We start from the raw sequence: 19436 nt of genomic DNA on the forward strand, positions 1-19436 counted from the left end.
ATTATGCAAACATAATTTGTTAAATTAAAAAAAAGCACCTAAGTTTATGTAACTAATTAACCGATAACCAAACTATATCATTTATGAGCAGAACTTTTACCCAGATCTTTTATGTGTTTTTATTGATGTGCAGCTTTAATTTTGTTGCACAGGCACAGAATATAACGGTTAGCGGAACCGTTAAAGATAAGCAGAGCAAAGAAGGACTAGCCGGTGTAAGTTTAACCATCAGGGGGCAATCAGGTGGTACCGCCTCTACGGCAAATGGTTCTTTTTCTTTCACTACTTCAGCCAAGGTTCCTTTTACTTTAGTAGCATCTTACGTTGGTTATGGTACCGTAGAACAACAAATTACAGGTAGTACAACTGGTATTAATATTGAAATTGAAACGGCCGTAGTGTTAGGCGGGGATGTTGTCGTTTCTGCTTCCAGAACACCGGAAAGAATTTTAGAATCTCCGGTTTCTATCGAAAGAATGAGTGCAGCATCTATCAGAGAAATTGCAGCTCCATCATTTTATGATGCCCTGAACAACATGAAGGGGGTAGAAAGCAGTATGCAGAGTTTAACCTTTAAGTCAATTAACACCAGAGGGTTTAATTCAAATGGTAATACTCGTTTTAATCAGTTTATTGATGGAATGGATAACCAGGCTCCCGGCTTAAACTTTTCGGTTGGTAACATTGTAGGTATTACAGAACTGGATGTAGATAATGTAGAGCTTTTACCAGGAGCAGCATCAGCATTGTATGGTGCAGGAGGGATTAACGGTACTTTGTTAATGACTTCTAAAGATCCTTTTAAATATCAGGGTGCTAGTTTTCAATATAAAACAGGTGTGAATCACGTAAATGATGATAATAGCAGTGTGCAGCCATTTAATCAGTTGGACGTACGTTTAGCGAAATCATGGAACAATAAATTCGGTATTAAAGGGGCATTTTCTTTCTTGCAGGCAAAAGATTGGTTTGGAAACAATTATACCAATTTTGACCGCAATGCACGTACAGAAAAATCGGGGACAAGAGAATCTGATCCGAATTATGATGGTATCAATACTTATGGTGATGAGTTAAGTCAGAACATGAGAAATGTGGCTCAAAGTGTACTGGCCACAGGAACAGCAACTTATATTAAAAATTATGGTTTGGCCACAGGTGGTGGAGTGCCCACACAAGCGCAGATTGTAAATTTCCTTTCTACCAACGCACAAACCCGACCTTTTTATTTAGGTATTAATACACCAGGTTTAATCCCTAACCAAAATGTAACGCGTAATGGTTATCAGGAAGCCGATTTAGTAGATTATAATACCAAATCATTAAAGCTTTCAGGAGGTATGTACTACAATATTTCCAAAACTGTTCAGGCAACTTTTCAAGCTAACTGGGGTACAGGTACATCAGTTTATACCGGATCAGACCGGTATTCTTTACGTAATTTCAACATAGGTCAATACAAACTGGAATTGAAGGGTGAAGATTTTATGTTGCGTGGTTATACCACTCAGGAACGTTCGGGTGATTCTTATATATCTTCAGTTTTAGGAAGCTATATCAATGAAAAATCAAAAGTATCTCAGGCCTGGTTTCCAGAGTATGTAGGAAATTACGTTGGCGCAAGATCATTGGGTTTAAGCGATGTACAAGCTCATGCAGCGGCCAGAAATGCAGCTAACTCTGCCTCAACAGGTGGTAGTGCTTATTTTGCTCCGGGCTCACAGCAGTTTCTAAATGCAAAAGAGCAGATTATGAACACCACCATTAGTGCTTCAGACCCAAGCAAAGGCATTTATGGTGCAAAATTCGATGATAAAACGAATCTGTATCACTATGAAGGATTGTATAATTTCACTAATCTTTTAAATAAAGTTGTAGAATTTCAGGTGGGTGCTTCATATAGAATTTATGATCTGAATTCTGCCGGAACCATATTCGATGATTTGAATCGTGAAATAGATATTAAAGAGTACGGAGGCTTCGCACAAATCGGAAAGAAATTTTTCAATGATAAAGTGAAATTCACTTTCGCTGGACGTTATGATAAAAGCCAGAACTTTGAAGGCAGATTTACACCAAGGGTAACAGGTGTTTTTACTGTAGCTAAAAATAATAATATCCGCGTTTCTTATCAAACTGGTTACCGTAACCCAACAACACAAAACCAATATATAGATTTATCAGTTGGTGGAGGTACTCAAAGGCTGATCGGTGGTTTACCAGAAATCCTTACCAAGTATAATCTTTATAACAACAAAGCTTATACCGATGTTAGTTATCGTGCCTACCTGGCTTCTGCTGCAACAACAGGAGCTCCAAATCCGGCGGTATTGCAACAATATAATTTTGATGCACGAGGCGTACGCCCTGAAAGTGTACAGTCTTATGAGTTGGGGTATAAAGGATTGGTACTTCCCAATTTATTAGTAGATGCTTATGGTTATTACAACATCTACAAAGATTTTATTACTGCTGTAGATGTGTATCAAAATGTTAATGGCAGCTTTGTTAAATTTGGTGTACCTGTTAATGCAGAAGGTGAGGTTAAATCTTATGGAGCTGCGTTGGGTTTAGATTACCTGATAGGAAAATATAACATTAGCGGTAACGTATCTTACAATGAAATTGGCGATTTACCTGTAAATTATATTAACGATTTCAATACCCCAAAAATCAGATACAACCTTGGATTTGGAAATAAAGAAATTGTTAAAAATTTCGGATTTAATGTAGCGTATCGCTGGCAAGATCAATTCTACTGGAATTCATCATTTGCATCAGGTCAGGTGCCTGCATACAGTTCATTAGATGCACAAATAAGCTTGAAAATTCCTTCGGTAATGTCAGTAGTTAAATTGGGCGGTTCAAATATTTTGAATAAATACTATTTCACCTCATATGGTAACCCTTCAGCAGGTGCAATATATTACCTTGCCGTTTCCTTTAACCCATAAGATACTTATTCATCTCAGGAGCCCTCTTACTTAAAAAGTACAGAGGGCTTTTTTATTGATTTATTCCGGCCATCTTTTGTAAAATATTTGTATTATAGTACTTTCTTAAGCACATCCCGGTTTAAGAGCAAAAAATCATTATAAATTTTTGAAATAAATAGGATGGAATCGCAAAACGACAAACAAGAGGAAATAGGGGATTTAATTGAAAAAGAGCAAGAAATACAGCACTTAAACAACCCTGTTGACATATCAATAAAGCCAATTGTAAAACAATACCTGGGTTCGGTAAAAAAGGTAAAAAAAGAAGGAAACCGGTTCTATTTTTCGGATGGAGATGCCAGGGTTGAAATCAGGGTGGTAAGTGACGATATCATTCGTGTAAGGTTAGCCCCACATGGTGTTTTTCTGGATGATTTTTCATATGCTGTTCCTGAGGTAGACCAAAAGGTATCTGTATTTAAAATGCAGGAGCATGATGATCATTACGCCATATCTACACATGCAGTAACTTGTAAAATAGAAAAAGCCAATTTTCATATCTCATTTCACGATAACATTACCAACTTGGTGATGGTAGATGAGGCCAATTCAATGCACTGGGAAGAGAATGTAGATTTTGGTGGATACTATATTTTTGCCACTAAAAAATGTCACCCGGAAGAGAATTTCTTTGGTTTGGGAGATAAATCAGGCAATTTTAACCTTCGTGGCCGCCGATTTGAAAACTGGAATACTGATGCGTATTCTTACGGTTGGAATCAGGACCCTTTGTATAGAACAATTCCTTTTTATATTGGCTTGCACAATCAGGCTGCATACGGAATATTCTTCGATAACACCTTTAAATCATATTTCGATTTTGGTGGAGAAGATGTGAATAAAACCAGCTTTTGGTCTGATGGTGGTGAACTGCAATACTATTACATTCACGGGCCACATATGATGGATGTGGTTAAGCGGTATGCAAGTTTAACAGGAACCCATCCTATGCCACCAAAATGGACATTGGGCTATCAACAGTGCCGTTGGAGTTATTATCCTGAATCTAAAGTAAGGGATATTGCAAGGAATTTCAGGGAACGGAAAATCCCTTGTGATGCTATCTATCTGGATATAGATTATATGGATGGGTACCGTTGCTTTACCTGGAACAAAAAATATTTTCCGGATCCAAGAAAGATGATCAAAGATTTATCAGATGACGGTTTTAAGACCGTTGTGATGATAGACCCGGGAATAAAAGTAGATGACGACTACTGGGTATTTAAGGAAGGTAAAGAGAAAAGATTTTTCTGTCGCCGAAGCGACGATTACTATATGGAAGGTCATGTATGGCCAGGCCGCTGCCAATTTCCCGATTTTACCAATCCTAAAGTGAGAACCTGGTGGGGCAATTTGTACAAGGAATTTGTAGATATGGGTGTGGCAGGTTTTTGGAATGACATGAATGAACCAGCTGTTTTTGGATCGGGTACTTTTCCTAACGATGTACGCCATAATTACGACGGTTACAGGGGTTCTCACCGTAAAGCCCATAATGTATACGGTATGCAGATGGTGCGTTCAACTTATGAGGGATTGAAAAAACTGATGCGCAACAAGCGTCCGTTTACCATTACTAGGGCTGGTTATTCTGGTATGCAGCGTTTTGCAAGTGTATGGACGGGTGACAATATCGCTACCTGGGAACATTTAAAAATTGGTAATATTCAATGCCAGCGGCTTTCGGTATCAGGTGTTCCGTTCTGTGGTACGGATATTGGCGGTTTTAGCGGAGAACCTGATGGCGAATTATTTACGCGTTGGATTCAATTGGGAACGTTCTCGCCGTTTATGCGTGCCCACTCCGCAGGTGATACCGCTGAAAGAGAGCCATGGAGTTTTGGAGAGTTTTTTGAAGATATTAACCGTAAGTTCATTGAACTAAGGTATCGTTTAATGCCTTATTTATATTCGGTTTTCTGGGAGCATCACCGTTATGGTTTCCCTATCTTAAGACCATTGGTCATGCTCGAACAAGAGAATATCAGCAACAGTTTCCGTCAGGATGAATTTACTTATGGAGATAAATTATTGATATGCCCTGTTTTAGAGCAGGGAGCTATATCACGAAAGGTTTACCTTCCTAAAGGTACCTGGTATAATTTCTGGACAAATGAAGTACTGGTGGGTGAAAATGAATATACTGTGGAAGCTAAAATTGACAGCATGCCAATCTTTGTTCGTGCAGGTTCAGTTATTCCTGAATACCCGGTAATGCAATATGTTGATGAAAAAGCCATTACAGAAGTGGCATTAAATATTTACTATAGCGATTACGAAGTAAACTCTTACATGTACGAAGATCATGGTGATACTTTTGCTTATGAGCAGGATATCTACCTTGAAAAGCGGTTCACAGTAAAAGGCGATACAGAACAATTAAAAATTAACCAACGAAGTGATGGACTTTATACGCCAAATTATGAGCTTTATGCCTGTAATGTTGCCGGAATAAAGTTTCAGGTAAAGAAAATTGTGGTCGATAGTAAGGAAATTAAGGATTTTTATACTGATGATCAACACATATTACACTTTAAGTGTAATAAAAACTTCACAGAAATACAGATTTCAACTTTGTAAATCTTTTAGCCCCAAGTACTGTTTAGTACCTGGGGCTTAATCTATCTAGCCAACAACATATGCCAACATCTAAAAAAGTTCCAGCCAAAAAGAACACACCTTCTGTGAAAATAGATAAAACACAAGCGGTTTGGATTTATAGTCTCTTCAGTGAGTATGATATAGATCTTTTTCTTGTGGGAAAACACTTCCGATTGTATAATAAAATGGGATCTCACTTGCTGGAAGTTGAAAAAACGGCTGGAACTTACTTTGCTGTTTGGGCACCCAATGCAATAAAAGTAAGTGTGGTAGGTAATTTTAATGGTTGGAACAGGGGTAGCCATACACTTTATAAAAGATGGGATAAATCTGGGATTTGGGAGGGTTTTATACCAGATGTAAAAAAAGGAGAGGTTTACAAGTATTTTGTTAAAGGCTTTGATGAGTCGGAACATGAAAAAGGAGATCCTTACGCCCGCAGGTGGGAGCATCCGCCTCAAACCGCATCTATTGTTTGGGATACGGATTATACCTGGAAAGATAAATCCTGGCTCAATAAAAGGGCGAAATTAAATGCACTTGATCAACCTATCTCTGTATATGAAATTCATTTGGGTTCCTGGGAACGAGATCCGGGAAATCCTGAACGTGTACTGAATTGCAGGGAAATAGCAACCAGATTAGTGCCTTACGTTAAAGACATGGGCTTTACCCATGTGGAGCTAATGCCGGTAATGGAGTTTCCTTATTTTCCGAGCTGGGGTTACCAAATTACAGGATACTTTGGCGCAAGTTCACGCTATGGATCTCCGCAAGACCTGATGTACTTAATCGATGAATTACATAAAGCCAACATCGCTGTTATACTGGATTGGGTCCCTTCACACTTTCCGGGAGATAGGCATGGACTTTATGAATTTGATGGAACGCATCTTTATGAGCACGCCGATATGCGTAAAGGTTTTCACCCGGATTGGAAATCTTACATTTTTAATTATGATAGGAATGAAGTTCGTTCATTCCTCATTAGCAATGCTTTATTTTGGCTGGATCAATATCATGCGGATGGATTAAGAGTTGACGCGGTAGCATCAATGCTCTATTTTGATTTTTCAAGAAAGGATGGTGATTCGGCTACCAATGAGTATGGTGGTAGTGAAAACCTTGGTGCTATTCAGTTTTTACAAGATTTGAACGTTGCTGTTTATGGTAATTTTGAAGGCGTACAAACCATAGCTGAAGAAAGCAGTACCTATCCTGGAGTTACCCATCCGGTGCATGCAGGTGGTTTAGGTTTTGGAATGAAATGGATGATGGGCTGGATGAATGATACTGAAAAATATTTCAAAGTTGATCCTTTGGGCAGAAAACATCATCATCATCAGCTGAGTTTTAGTATGACTTATGCTTTTACCGAGAACTTTATGTTACCTTTTTCACATGATGAAGTGGTTCATGGAAAATCGCCAATGTTGTATAAAATGCCAGGAGACGATTGGCAAAAGTTTGCCAATCTAAGGGCTTTGTATGGTTATATGTTTACGCATCCTGGTGCTAAACTTCTTTTCATGGGTAATGAATTTGGTGATACCAGCGAATGGAATTTTACATCTTCCTTAAATTGGCATTTATTGAAATATGCACCTCATAAAGGCATGCAAGAAACCGTAAAGGCCCTAAATCATCTTTTGAGAAAAGAACCGGCATTACATCACTTTAATTTTAGTTATGAAGGATTTCAGTGGATAGATGCAGATAATGCTAATGAGTCGATATTTGTCTACATGCGTAAGGGGCCAAATGCTAAAGATACCCTGGTAATTGCGCTAAATCTTACCCCTGTTGTTCGGGAAAACTATCCTATAGGCGTTCCCTTTAAAACCAAGTGGAAAGAAATATTCAATACCGATGCAGAAGCGTTTTATGGTAGCGGGAAATTAAATACTGGCGACCTCACACCTGCTGAGCAAGAATATAATGGACAACAGTATACTTTAAAAGTTACCTTACCACCTTTAGGTATTTGTATTTTTAAAAGTAAATAGCACCATTTTCAAAGTTTTGCATGAAAAATAAACGTTTATTTTTTTTATGGAGAGATTATTTGGAAATATACCAATAACCATATGAAACAAAGTTTTTAAAAAAAGCCCTGTATTTGTACAAATACAGGGCTTTTTTTATGTGCTAAGTATTTGTTAGTGAATGTCTTGTCGTAAATATTTTCTGTTTCTTTTTTGTTAATTTCGACCTTAAGATTCCCTTAAAACCAACTCCTAATTTTCTGGAATAATTGATTTTTCAGCAGATCAATTATAAATCATTTTTCAGATTTATCTGGCTCTTTACATTGCCAGTGTAAATCTGTGGGTATTTATTGTGTTTTAAGGAGCAGTTAGAATGGTAATGCACAAAATGTTTTTGCGGATTAATTTTGCAGGGTTCCTTATTTTTTTGTTAACGCTAACAAAAGTAATCGGTGCTACCCCAATATTTTTGTCAGATGTTAATGGCTCTAAAAAGAACCTGTTCCTACCGCCCAGCTATTCTAAACATTATATTGCTCCTGCTCCCTGGCAATACTGGAGCAAGGCAAACGAAATTGTAATTACTACCAGTAGTTCGGTACCCGTTAGCGGAACAATAAAAAAGAGTGATGGAACATTCCTAACCAATTTCACTGTATCTCAGAATACCCCTTTTATTCATACTTTTTCTGGTTTACCAAAAAATGCACCAGCATTTAACCTTAATACTGTAATTACAGGTGGAGGCATAATTGTAGAAGCAACCGGATCCATTGCCGTGAACGTACGGAATATTGCATCTGATAATTTAGGAACGGATGGCAATGACGCCAACATTAAAGGAAATGCTTCTCTCTTCAGTTTTGGCGACGCGGCGATAGGCAAATCATTTCGGGTAGGCTATTATCGGGCTGGAAACCTGTCCGGTACGCCTACACAACCTATTTATAGCATTATGGCCATTGAAAACAATACAGTTGTGAAAATAGGAGGTGTGGTTGTAGCAACCCTGAATGCGGGACAGAGCTATTTGTTTAAAACGCCTATAGGTACATTAATCGAGTCATCAGATCAGGCGGTAATGAATACAGGTGCTATGCTTGATGCACCCAGGGGCTGTGGCGACGGCACATTTAACCCCATTCCACCAGTAGCATCCTTAGGAAAAGAATATGTGATTGTTAGGGGAGAGGGGAATATCGTCGCAGAGCAATCCACCATTATAGCTGTAGAGCCTAATACGAAGGTAGTTGTAACTCATTTCGATGCTAATGGTATGGAAAAATCTAAAAACAACTATACTTTGGTGGCAGCGGGTAATAAGGTAACGTTTAATCATGGTTATCTGAATGGAGCGTATAATATAAGTTCAAATACAGGCAGATATTCCTCTTCTTTCATATCTGCTGATAAAAATATAGAGGTTTTCTCCGGCACCGCGGGTATCTCATATGGTGGAGGTTGCGAGGTAGATATCGCTACCTTAGCACCTATCTCTGCCTGTTCAGGATCGAAGAGTGTTGAAACAACTAAATTTACATCTTATAGTGGCGCTTCGGATCTTCCATATTTTGGATACATTGTAACCAAAAACCCCGACAAAATATATTTAACAACTCAGGGGGGAGGTACCAACTATACTAATAAGGATATCGAAACTATCGCTGCAGTAGGTGTTCGTAAACCTTTAGGCAGCTCAGGCCTGTCTCTAATAAGTTTCACCAGCGCTCAAATCGGATCTCCAAAAAATATTTCAATATCGAGTACTGAGCGCCTTACTGTTTCAATGGTTCAACAAAGTAGCGCTTCATCGATGTCGAACTTTATTTCCAGATTTCCAGAAAAGGCAGAACAGCCTGTAATTGTTGATGAAAATTGTGCCTCAGTTAAACTTGTGGCCGTGCCGAACGCAGCGCCCTATCAGTGGTATCTGAATGATCTTCCAATAGATGGGGCTAATAGTGACTCTTATCTTGCTACAGTTTCTGGAAGTTATAGTTTAACCTATCAGCTCGATTGCGGGCTCAGTGCTCCCTCTCTTCCGGTTAAGGTTTCTGTTTGTGTTATAGATCGCGCCATTACAAAAAGCGTTGACATTGCTTATCCTGATTTAAACAGTAATGTTGTCTTCAACTTAAAAGCCGAAAATTTGGGAAATGGTATTGCTGTTGATGTTTTAGTAATGGATAAACTCCCTGCTGGCTACAGTTATGTATCAAGTATTGCTTCTACGGGAACCATGTATGATCCTGTAACGGGAATCTGGAGTATTGGCCAGTTAGGAATAAATGGTATTGCCAAACTTGATATCACTGCTAAGGTAATCCAAACTGGTTTGAACACCAATACAGTAACCATTAGTGGGCCACAGCCCGATTTGGTAATTAATAATGATCATCGTTCAGTATCAACTTCTACAAAACCTGCTGATACAGAAACTTGCGTTGACAATCCCATTGCGCCAATCGTATATAATATTTTACCAAACACAACAGCTGTTAATGTTCATGGGCTGCCAGCGGGACTCGGCTTTGTATATAATCCTGTTAACAGCGTGCTAACGATTAGCGGCACTCCAACTGTTGCAGGCCCTTCGGTTAGTTATAACGTTATTGGCACTTCAGGTGCTGCGATTAACTTTGAAGGAAAAATTAAAATTAATCCATTGCCCTCATTAACCCTTTTTGCAGATCCGGTGATTTGCGAAGGAACGAACATGGCTGCATTATCGTATTCCAATTTGATGAATAATCCAATTTCTTATAGTATTAATTGGAATTCAGCAGGTTTTTCGAATGTTATTGACCAGGGATTCCCCCCAGGAGATATACCGCTGAATATTCCTTTGGATGCAACTGTCGGTAGTCATTCAGCCATTTTGACAATCAAGACCTCAAATGGATGTAAAAACCAATTCAATTTTAACGTTGATATAAAACCTAAACCATTGGTGCCCCATGTTCCGGTGCCTGTAACCTCACAATATTAAAGTACTAATTAATTTTTATGAAGAAGTTCCTGATAACTAAAATCCTGTTCATCCCGCTAATTATACTTTGCATACAAAGTACAGTTATTGCACAAGTGGTTCCAACTACGCCGGGGGTAAATTTATTTTGCGAGGGTTCAGATTTGACACTCCCTGCACCAGCTGCAAATGAAAACTGGGTAGTGAAATATAGTGCATCACAAACTACCACTCCAGCAACAGTTATTCCTTTGGTTGCTGGCAATAAGATTCCTGCGGCAGATTTGAAAACAGGATATTATTACCTGAGTACAAAGTCTACTGCTCCAGCCTCCTGTGAATCTGATATGCAGGAGATTCCTGTTTACGTGCTCAAACCATTGTTGCCAAGTTTTACTCCTGCAAACTTTTGTATAGAAAGCCCCGTACAACAGGTTGGTAGTGTTGTAAATCCGGAAGATCCGATCATCAGCACAATAGCTTATCAGTGGTATACATTATCAGGAGGAGTGGAAAATATAATAGTGGGCGAAAATTCGAAGGATTATACTCCGGTTAACCCAACAGCAGGTACTAAAACCTATCGCTTAAAGGTTGGCTATTTAATCAATGGCAACAAATATTGCCCACAAATTATTGATCATAATGTAACCATAAATCCTAAGCCAGCTAAACCCAATGTTACCAACAGTACCATAATCGGTACAGCAAACGCTGTCACCTTTTAATCTGTATTTCTTTGCAAAACTGATAAATGAGCATAAGGGTATCTATATTCTGGTTTATGCTATTGCTGTTGCTGAGTAGGCAATCAAGTTATGGTCAAAACCTGTCTACAGGAAGGCAAATCGTTACGATCGTTGAGGGATCGTCAGCGGTACTGCATGCCAGTTCAGCAGGCGCTAATTCATTTATCTGGTTTAAAGATGGTGTTGTGGTGAATGGCCAAATCACCAGTAGCTTAATCACCGCTACACCAGGAATTTATAAAGTTGCCTCAATAAACAACCTGGGCTGTACATCTGATATTTCAGATGAAATTGAGGTTATGGTGGTTCCGAAACCTTCAGCTGATGTATCGATTACCAAACATTCGGAGAAAAGAATCGTGATCAGTAATCAGGTTTTTGAATATGTTTTGCATGTGAGAAACAACGGAGAAGATACAGCTACAGGACTTTCTGTTAATGATATACTGCCTGTAGAGCTCATTTTTGAATCACTTGTTATTCCACCAAAAGGAGATGCCTTTTATGACGCAAGCAGCAGAACCGTCACATGGAATGTCGCAAATCTTGCAAATGGAGAATTTATCGATCTGATTATTAAGGTACATGCTAAACAGCAAGGACTAATCATTAATAGTGCAACTGTAACTGCAAATGAATTGGATCCGAATCTTTCCAACAATAAGGCTGTGGATAATAAAGAAATTGTTGGACTTAGAATTCCAAACGTCTTTACGCCTAATGGTGATGGTAAAAATGATGCTTTCTATCTGGAGCATTTAGATGCTTTTGAGCATAATGAAATAACCATAATGAATCGATGGGGCAGTACGGTATACCAGACGGCTGAGTATGCTAACAACTGGACAGCTTTAGGTTTGAGTGATGGAACTTATTTTTATGTAATAAGGGTTAAAAATGGTAATGACGATTGGAAAAATCATACAGGTTACATAACGGTGATTCGATAACAATATGAAGTATTTTGGAAAGATAATGGGCTTATTCCTTGTTGTGTCGGTGTCGATCAAAAGTTATGGACAGCAAAATGCCCAGTTTGGACAATATGCTTTTAATGGGTTATACATTAACCCTGCATATGCCGGATACAAAGAGGAGCTCTATCTTCAGCTTTTTGCCCGCGCGCAGTGGACAGGGATTAAAGGGGCACTGCAAACACTTTCGATTTCAGCTGATGAAGCCATTAGCAATGAAAGTATAGGTGTGGGTGCTATTATCAGTAAAGATAAAATCGGTGCACAGAGTGCCCTTACCGCCTCAGCTAATTTTGCTTATCGAATTAAAATAGACAGGACAGAAACTAAAGTTTTAGCATTTGGGTTAGGTATTGGCTTAATGCAGCTTGGATTAAACGGGAGCCTTTTAGAACCAATAGAACAAGGAGATACCAGAATTCCAACAGGAAGTGTTAACCAGATTGTGCCAGATCTACGCGCTGGATTTCATTATTCCAGCGATAAATTTTTTGTTGGATTTTCGGCAAATAATCTATTTTGCAGTATTCTATCTACCGATGTAGCTTATAAGCTCCTAAATGTAAAGGTTCAACCTCATTTTTATTTAACGTCTGGTTTTGCATTCCCATTTAACGACACATTGGTTTTTAAGCCAACCTTTTTGATTAAAGAAGATCTTCATGGTCCAACATCACTTGATTTAAATGCTTTCCTTCTTATTAAAGACCGGTTTTGGATCGGAGGGATGTACCGCAGCTCATTGCAAATCTTTCCCAAATCAAATTTAGAATCAAATCTCCCCGCCAGAAGTGCTATCGGATTGATTTCAGAATGGTTTGTCAGGCAAAACCTGAGAATTGGGTATGGTTACGATTATACTTTAAATAAACTCGGCAATTATGACTATGGCTCTCATGAAATATCAATCGGTTACTACCTGTTAACCCGAAAAAGCCGAAGACCCAAATGCTATTTCTAGCAAAATAAAGCTTCGAAAGATTTACAAATTCTTAACAGTTCAGCTATTGTTATCCAGTTTCATCCTGTATTTTGGGTGGTTCGTCAAAAAAAATGCATCCTGGTCTGCTCTTCCGCTTAAAAATATTTTCATTGAGACCGTTATTGTATTTTGTGTTTATAATTACTTATTTATAAGTATGTTGTTTGTTTTTTTCTTGTGTTTCTTTAAATACGCGGGTGTAAAAATGTCTCTATAATAGTAGTATTAATTATACATTGTTTTTTTAATCTGTAATTGTGCTCAAAATCGTGGTTTATGTTGGTGTAAAATTAATATTCGGCCTATTTTACCTCATACTATTTTGGGTATTTTAGAGTTGAAGAAATCCTTGTAACTGATATTTTGCATTTTTAATATGATTATTAATCCTACGCAGGAGTAGTAGTCTATTGTCTGAGATTTACCCTTGGCTGGCTCTGCTATTGCCCAGGCAAATCTTAATGCGTTGTATTGCTTCGAGGTTGATTAATGTGAACATGATTAAAACGCTGTCCCGGTTAGTATTTTTATTATCTATACTCATTCTGCTCTTTCAGGCAGAAATGAAAATTTATGCATTTAACAATGCTCCGTTTTACATTACAGATAATGGCTTATACAATGCTGCAGGGATAAATGTTAAAAGGTTGGCTAATTTCATGCCACCAAGTTATTCTAAACACTATATTGCTCCAGCCCCATGGCAGTATTGGAGTAAAGCCAATGAAATCGTAATCACTACAGATTATACTACTGCTGTAACCGGAACAATTTATAAAAGTGACGGTACAGTAATCACAACCTTTAACTGCGCACAGAACAGCCCATTTATCTATCGGTTTTCGGGTTTACCTAAAGATGCTCCGGCTTTCAGTTTGAATACCGTAGTTTCTGCTGCTGGAATTATTGTAGAAGCAACTGCATCTATTTCGGTTAATTTAAGGAATGTAGCTTCTGATGACCTCGGGACTGATGGTACGGATACTAATATTAAAGGAAATGCCTCGTTATTCAGTTTTGGAGATGCAGCAATAGGTAATGCCTTTAGGGTAGGGTATTACCGGGATGGTGACTTGGCAGGTGCTGCATACAGGCCAATATATAGCATCATGGCTATTGAAAATAATACCATCATTAAAATAGGCGGTGTGGCTACTGCAACATTAAATGCAGGGCAAAGCTATTTGTTTAAAGCTCCTATTGGAACACTGGTAGAGTCATCGGCATCTGCAGTAATGAATACAGCTGCGGCTCTTGACGCCCCTGGAGGCTGTGGAGACGGTGCATTTAATCCTATACCTCCAATTTCTTCTTTGGGTAAAGAATATGTAATTGTTAGGGGTGAAGGTAATTTAACAGCAGAACAATCAACTGTTATTGCAACAGAAGCCAATACAACCATTACAGTAACCAGTTTTGATATAGATGGAACACAAAGAAGTATTCAGACCTTTACACTTAACTCGCCTGGAGATAAACAAACCTTTAATCATGGCTATCTCAATGGTGCGTATAATTCCGCTACGAATACCGGTCGCTACTCTTCATCCATAATTGTTTCTAATAAAAATGTGGAAGTATTCTCCGGAACTGCGGGCGTATCAGTTGGTGGGGGTTGTGAGGTAGATGTAGCCACACTGGTTCCCATTTCTGGTTGTTCGGGTTCAAAGCGGGTTGAAACAGTCAAATTCACCGCTTATGCTCCAACAACAGATCTACCTTACTTTGGTTACATTTTAACTAAAAGCGCCGATCCCATTTTACTCACCACCAGTGGTGGATCTACTACTTATAACAATACCAATATTGAAAGTATTGCCGGGATTGGAACACGTAAATCTTTAGGTACTACCGGATTGGCGCTGATTAGTTTTACGAATACAGACATTGGTTCGCCAAAAAATATATCCATTACGAGCTTGGGGCGATTAACGGTTTCCATGGTTCAGCAGAGTAGTGGTTTTTCGATGTCTAATTTTATTTCACGTTTTCCAGAAAAGGCGGAGCAGCCTGTGATGAGTCAGGTAAATTGCGCATCTGCTACGCTCACAGCCCTTTCAAATGCTGCTCCTTATCAATGGTATTTAAATGGAAATCCGATTGCGGGAGCAACAGCCGATACTTATGAGGTGAGCACTTCGGGTAATTACAGCGTTAGTTATCAGCTGGAATGTGGGGTAAGTGCCCCTTCTTTACCAATAAATGTATCACTTTGTAATATCGATCGTGCGATCACCAAAACGGTGGATATTCCATACCCGGAATTGAATACCAATGTCGTTTTTACTTTAAAAGCAGAAAACCTGGGCAATGGAAACGCGGTAGGGGTTTCCGTTTCTGATAAACTCCCGACAGGATATACCTATGTATCCAGTATTCCCTCTTCAGGTACAGCATATGATAATGTAACCGGTATCTGGACCATTGGAGATTTAACCAGCGGTGGAATTGCAACGCTTAAAATTACGGCAAAAGTAACGCAGAACGGCACTTTAGTTAACAATGCAACAATTACAGGCTCACAACCTGATCAGGTAAACAGTAATGATCAGAGCAGTGTATCCACGTCTACGGGGTCAGGGGATAGAATTGTGTGTGTTAATACAGTAATGTCGCCTATGGTTTTTTTACTATCTGCCAATAGTGCAACTGTAACAGGCTTACCCGCCGGGGTTACCTACCAGTACAGTACATCGCCTAAAAAAGTAACCGTAAGCGGAACACCAACAGTAGCCGGAACATTCACGTATACTGTAAATCCGAGTTCGGGAGCTTCTTTCGGAGGTACCATTACAGTTAACAGCAATGTAAGCACGCCAGTTTTCAATACTGGATTAACAGATAACAGGTGTATGGGATCAGGAACAGATACTTATTTAGCTACAGCAAATAACACCAGTGAGATTGTTTATACCTTATCTCCTTTAGCAGCAGGTTTAATTGACGCTTCAGCAGGAAAGGTTACCTGGTCTTCTGGTTTCAGCGGAACTGCCACTATTACCGCCACAGCAAAAGGCTGTGAAGAAAAAACATCCACTTTTACAGTAACTGTTAATCCTGCACCAGGCATCACACCAGGAAGTGATCCGGAATTGTGCCAGGGTTTTGGCAATACGCAATTAAACTATACCAATCCAGTAAACAATCCAACAACATATAGTATCGCATGGACAACTCCCGGTTTTATTGCCATTAATGATTTGTTATTACCGGCGGGGAATATTCCCATCAATGTACCAGCAGATGCCAGTGTTGGTATTCATTCGGGTGTTTTAACCCTTAAAAATGCTGCTGGATGTACAACAAAAATCAATTTTAACATTAAAATAAATCCAAAACCTTCAGCACCGCATGTGCTGGTTAATACCAATTCACAATATTAATTAATTTAAAAAAATCGTCCCCATGAACAAATTCTTTACCAAAGCAGTTTTAACTATCGCAACAGTGTTATTATGCAGTTTCTTAACCTTATCTGCACAAACTTTGGCTCCAAATACCGCTGGAGTAAATCTTTTCTGCGCTGATGCAGACCTCACCTTACCAGCAGCCCCTGCAGGCTCAGATTGGATCGTAAAGTATAGCGCAACCGCTACTACAACTCCCAGTACTGGTGTAATCTTAACAGGAGGTAATAAAATAGCCAATGCAGAGCTAAAAACAGGATATTATTATTTAAGTTCCAAATCACAAACAGCTGGATCCTGCGAATCGGAAATGCAGGAAATCCCGGTTTATGTATTGAAACCCCTGGCTCCAACCATTACACCAGCAAACTTCTGTGTAGAAAGTCCTTTAGCACAAGTAGGTAATGTTACTAATCCGGAAGATCCAACCAAAGCTGCTTTAGTTTATCAATGGTATACCGTATCAGGTGGTACTGAAACCATTATAGCTGGGGCAAATACTAAAGATTATACGCCAACTGCGCCAACAGTAGGTTCTATCACTTACAGATTGAAAGTAGGTTATGAAATTAACGGTAGTAAATATTGTCCGCAAACTACTGACCAGACCATTACAGTAACTGCCAAACCAACTAAGCCAACCATTACAATTGGTACTGCACAAGGTACGGCAGGAGCAGTTACTTTCTAAGGATAGATACCAACATACTGTAAATCATATACATGAGACTAAGGTTTTATACCTTCTGGTTTCTGGTATTTCTGTTAATATTTAATCTTAACGGATTTGCTCAGAATGGTCCGAAAGGGCGTCAATCGATTACGATCTCCGATGGGTCGTCTGTAATCTTGCGCGCTAATTCGGAGGGGGCCAGCTCGTATATATGGTTTAAGGATGGGAAGCTTATTCCGGGTCAAAATAAATCATCACTCGTTACTGCAACGCCAGGTATTTACAAGGTGGCATCAATAAATAAAGAGGGCTGTACCTCTGATCTTTCTGATGATATTGAGTTGCTGGTGTTACCTCGTCGTTCAGCCGATGTGTCGATTACCAAACGCTCTGAATCCAGAACCATAGTTCGGGATCAGGTTTTTGATTACTATATCAATGTGAGGAACAACGGCGCTGATGATGCTTCCGGAATTGTGGTTAAAGATGTTTTACCAGAAAACCTGACTTTCGAAAGCCTCTCCGAACCAACAGATGGAGAAGCAACCTTCGATTCAGGATTAAGAACAATAAGGTGGAATATCGGTCAGCTTGCCAATGGAAAGTTTGCCGAACTGGTAATAAAAGTTCGCTCAACACAGCAAGGAATGGTCAGCAATACTGCAACTGTGACTGCGAATGAGCACGATCCCAACCTTTCTAACAACACTTCCACAGATAATAAAGAGATTTCAGGACTCAGGATTCCAAATGTTTTTACGCCTAATGGGGACGGCAAGAATGATACATTTTATCTGGAGCACTTAAATTCTTTCGAATCTAGTGAAATAACAATAATAAATAGGTGGGGTAGTACGGTGTATGAGACCAAAAACTATCAAAATGATTGGAATGCTCCCGGTTTGAGTGATGGCACATACTTCTATGTGGTAAAAGTGAAAAATGGCAATTCAGATTGGATTGCCTATAAAGGATATGTGACAGTAATAAGATAACGAAAATAAAGCAACATGAAAGCTATAGGAAAATTAATTGTAGTTCTGATGTGTTGCTGTTCAAAAATGGTTTTTGCACAGCAAGATGCCCAATTTGGGCAGTATGTTTTTAATGGAATGTATATTAACCCGGCTTATACGGGTTACAAAGAGGAATTGTATCTGCAAGCTTTTGTCCGTGCACAATGGACAGGTGTAAAGGGTGCGCCACAAACACTTTCCATCTCTGCAGATGAGGCGATTAATGATGAAACTTTAGGTGTAGGCGGGATAATCACCAAAGATAAAATTGGCGCGCAAAGTTCTTTAAATGCATCTGCAAATTTTGCTTATCGCATCAAGCTCGATCGGACAGAGACCAATATCTTAGCTTTTGGTTTGGGAGTTGGCGTAATGCAGGTAGGTTTAAATGGGAATTTGCTGGATCCGATTGAACAAGGCGATAACCGCATCCCGACAGGGAGTGTCAGTCAGATTACTCCTGATATTCGGGCTGGAATCCATTATTCCAATGAGAAATTTTTTATCGGATTTTCTGCCGATAACTTGCTCGGCAAGTCGTTATCCGTATTCGGAGATTACAAATTGCTTAACGTAAAGGTTCAGCCCCATTTTTATTTAACTGCAGGTGTAGCGTTGCCAATAACCGATGATTTTGTTTTTAAACCAACATTTTTAATTAAAGATGACCTGCACGGACCAACATCTATGGATTTGAATGCTTTTTTGTTAGTTAAAGAACGTTTCTGGATTGGTGGTGTTTACAGGAGCTCTGTTAAATTATATCCTAAATCAAATTTACAAGCTAATTTAACAGCCAAAAGTGCCGTAGGTTTTATTTCCGAATTTTTTGTTCGTGAGAATTTGCGAATAGGGTATGGGTATGATTACAGTTTGAATAAACTTGGTAATTATGATTATGGTTCACATGAAATATCGGTAGGTTATTATCTTCAAACTAAGAAAAGCAGAAGGCCAAAGTGCTACTTCTAGAAATATATTTTTTAAGCATTTTTTATATAGATTTTAACCGCTAAGATAAACAGTGTTTTAATAAAAAAAGGTCTGATTAAATCCTTTATCACCCATTTTTGTAATTT

Annotated in this window: 11 protein-coding genes; all 11 read left to right on the top strand. The window is 38.9% G+C overall.

The window, feature by feature from the left end; translation table 11 throughout:
* Positions 1-83: 83 nt before the first annotated feature.
* Positions 84-2954, top strand: coding sequence for a TonB-dependent receptor domain-containing protein (locus ACQY77_RS18255; protein WP_421940871.1), 2871 nt, complete (start codon positions 84-86; stop codon positions 2952-2954).
* Between the two features lie 162 nt (positions 2955-3116).
* Positions 3117-5579: a glycoside hydrolase family 31 protein gene (locus tag ACQY77_RS18260; protein WP_421940870.1), complete on the top strand. Its 2463-nt coding sequence runs from the start codon at positions 3117-3119 to the stop codon at positions 5577-5579.
* Between the two features lie 59 nt (positions 5580-5638).
* Entirely contained in the window at positions 5639-7606 is a 1968-nt protein-coding gene (gene glgB, locus ACQY77_RS18265) for a 1,4-alpha-glucan branching protein GlgB (protein ID WP_421940869.1), read from the top strand.
* A 409-nt stretch (positions 7607-8015) separates the two neighbouring features.
* On the top strand, positions 8016-10577 hold the full coding sequence (locus tag ACQY77_RS18270; RefSeq protein WP_421940868.1) for a hypothetical protein: 2562 nt from the start codon (positions 8016-8018) through the stop codon (positions 10575-10577).
* A 17-nt stretch (positions 10578-10594) separates the two neighbouring features.
* A complete protein-coding gene (locus tag ACQY77_RS18275; protein WP_421940867.1) occupies positions 10595-11284 on the top strand; it encodes a hypothetical protein in 690 nt (229 codons plus the stop codon).
* Positions 11285-11310: 26 nt separating this feature from the next.
* Positions 11311-12255 (top strand): gliding motility-associated C-terminal domain-containing protein, encoded by a 945-nt coding sequence (locus ACQY77_RS18280; RefSeq protein WP_421940866.1) that lies wholly within the window; start codon positions 11311-11313, stop codon positions 12253-12255.
* 4 nt (positions 12256-12259) lie between these two features.
* Positions 12260-13240, top strand: a complete 981-nt coding sequence (locus tag ACQY77_RS18285; RefSeq protein ID WP_421940865.1) for a type IX secretion system membrane protein PorP/SprF — start codon at positions 12260-12262, stop codon at positions 13238-13240.
* A gap of 518 nt (positions 13241-13758) precedes the next feature.
* Positions 13759-16644, top strand: a complete 2886-nt coding sequence (locus tag ACQY77_RS18290) for a hypothetical protein (protein WP_421940864.1) — start codon at positions 13759-13761, stop codon at positions 16642-16644.
* A gap of 22 nt (positions 16645-16666) precedes the next feature.
* Positions 16667-17359 (top strand): hypothetical protein, encoded by a 693-nt coding sequence (locus ACQY77_RS18295; RefSeq protein WP_421940863.1) that lies wholly within the window; start codon positions 16667-16669, stop codon positions 17357-17359.
* A gap of 32 nt (positions 17360-17391) precedes the next feature.
* A complete protein-coding gene (locus tag ACQY77_RS18300) occupies positions 17392-18336 on the top strand; it encodes a gliding motility-associated C-terminal domain-containing protein (RefSeq protein ID WP_421940862.1) in 945 nt (314 codons plus the stop codon).
* A gap of 15 nt (positions 18337-18351) precedes the next feature.
* Complete coding sequence (locus ACQY77_RS18305) at positions 18352-19329, top strand: type IX secretion system membrane protein PorP/SprF (RefSeq protein ID WP_421940861.1); 978 nt, start codon at positions 18352-18354, stop codon at positions 19327-19329.
* Positions 19330-19436 lie beyond the last annotated feature (107 nt).

The organism is Pedobacter sp. (genome assembly GCF_965279535.1).
Classification (GTDB): domain Bacteria; phylum Bacteroidota; class Bacteroidia; order Sphingobacteriales; family Sphingobacteriaceae; genus Pedobacter.

Bases quoted from the DNA above. Each gene is read 5' to 3' on its own strand.
- ACQY77_RS18280 (WP_421940866.1), top strand. From the start codon at position 11,311: ATGAGCATAAGGGTATCTATATTCTGGTTTATGCTATTGCTGTTGCTG.
- ACQY77_RS18275 (WP_421940867.1), top strand. From the start codon at position 10,595: ATGAAGAAGTTCCTGATAACTAAAATCCTGTTCATCCCGCTAATTATA.
- ACQY77_RS18305 (WP_421940861.1), top strand. From the start codon at position 18,352: ATGAAAGCTATAGGAAAATTAATTGTAGTTCTGATGTGTTGCTGTTCA.
- ACQY77_RS18290 (WP_421940864.1), top strand. From the start codon at position 13,759: ATGATTAAAACGCTGTCCCGGTTAGTATTTTTATTATCTATACTCATT.
- ACQY77_RS18300 (WP_421940862.1), top strand. From the start codon at position 17,392: ATGAGACTAAGGTTTTATACCTTCTGGTTTCTGGTATTTCTGTTAATA.
- ACQY77_RS18295 (WP_421940863.1), top strand. From the start codon at position 16,667: ATGAACAAATTCTTTACCAAAGCAGTTTTAACTATCGCAACAGTGTTA.
- glgB (WP_421940869.1), top strand. From the start codon at position 5,639: ATGCCAACATCTAAAAAAGTTCCAGCCAAAAAGAACACACCTTCTGTG.
- ACQY77_RS18255 (WP_421940871.1), top strand. From the start codon at position 84: ATGAGCAGAACTTTTACCCAGATCTTTTATGTGTTTTTATTGATGTGC.
- ACQY77_RS18260 (WP_421940870.1), top strand. From the start codon at position 3,117: ATGGAATCGCAAAACGACAAACAAGAGGAAATAGGGGATTTAATTGAA.
- ACQY77_RS18285 (WP_421940865.1), top strand. From the start codon at position 12,260: ATGAAGTATTTTGGAAAGATAATGGGCTTATTCCTTGTTGTGTCGGTG.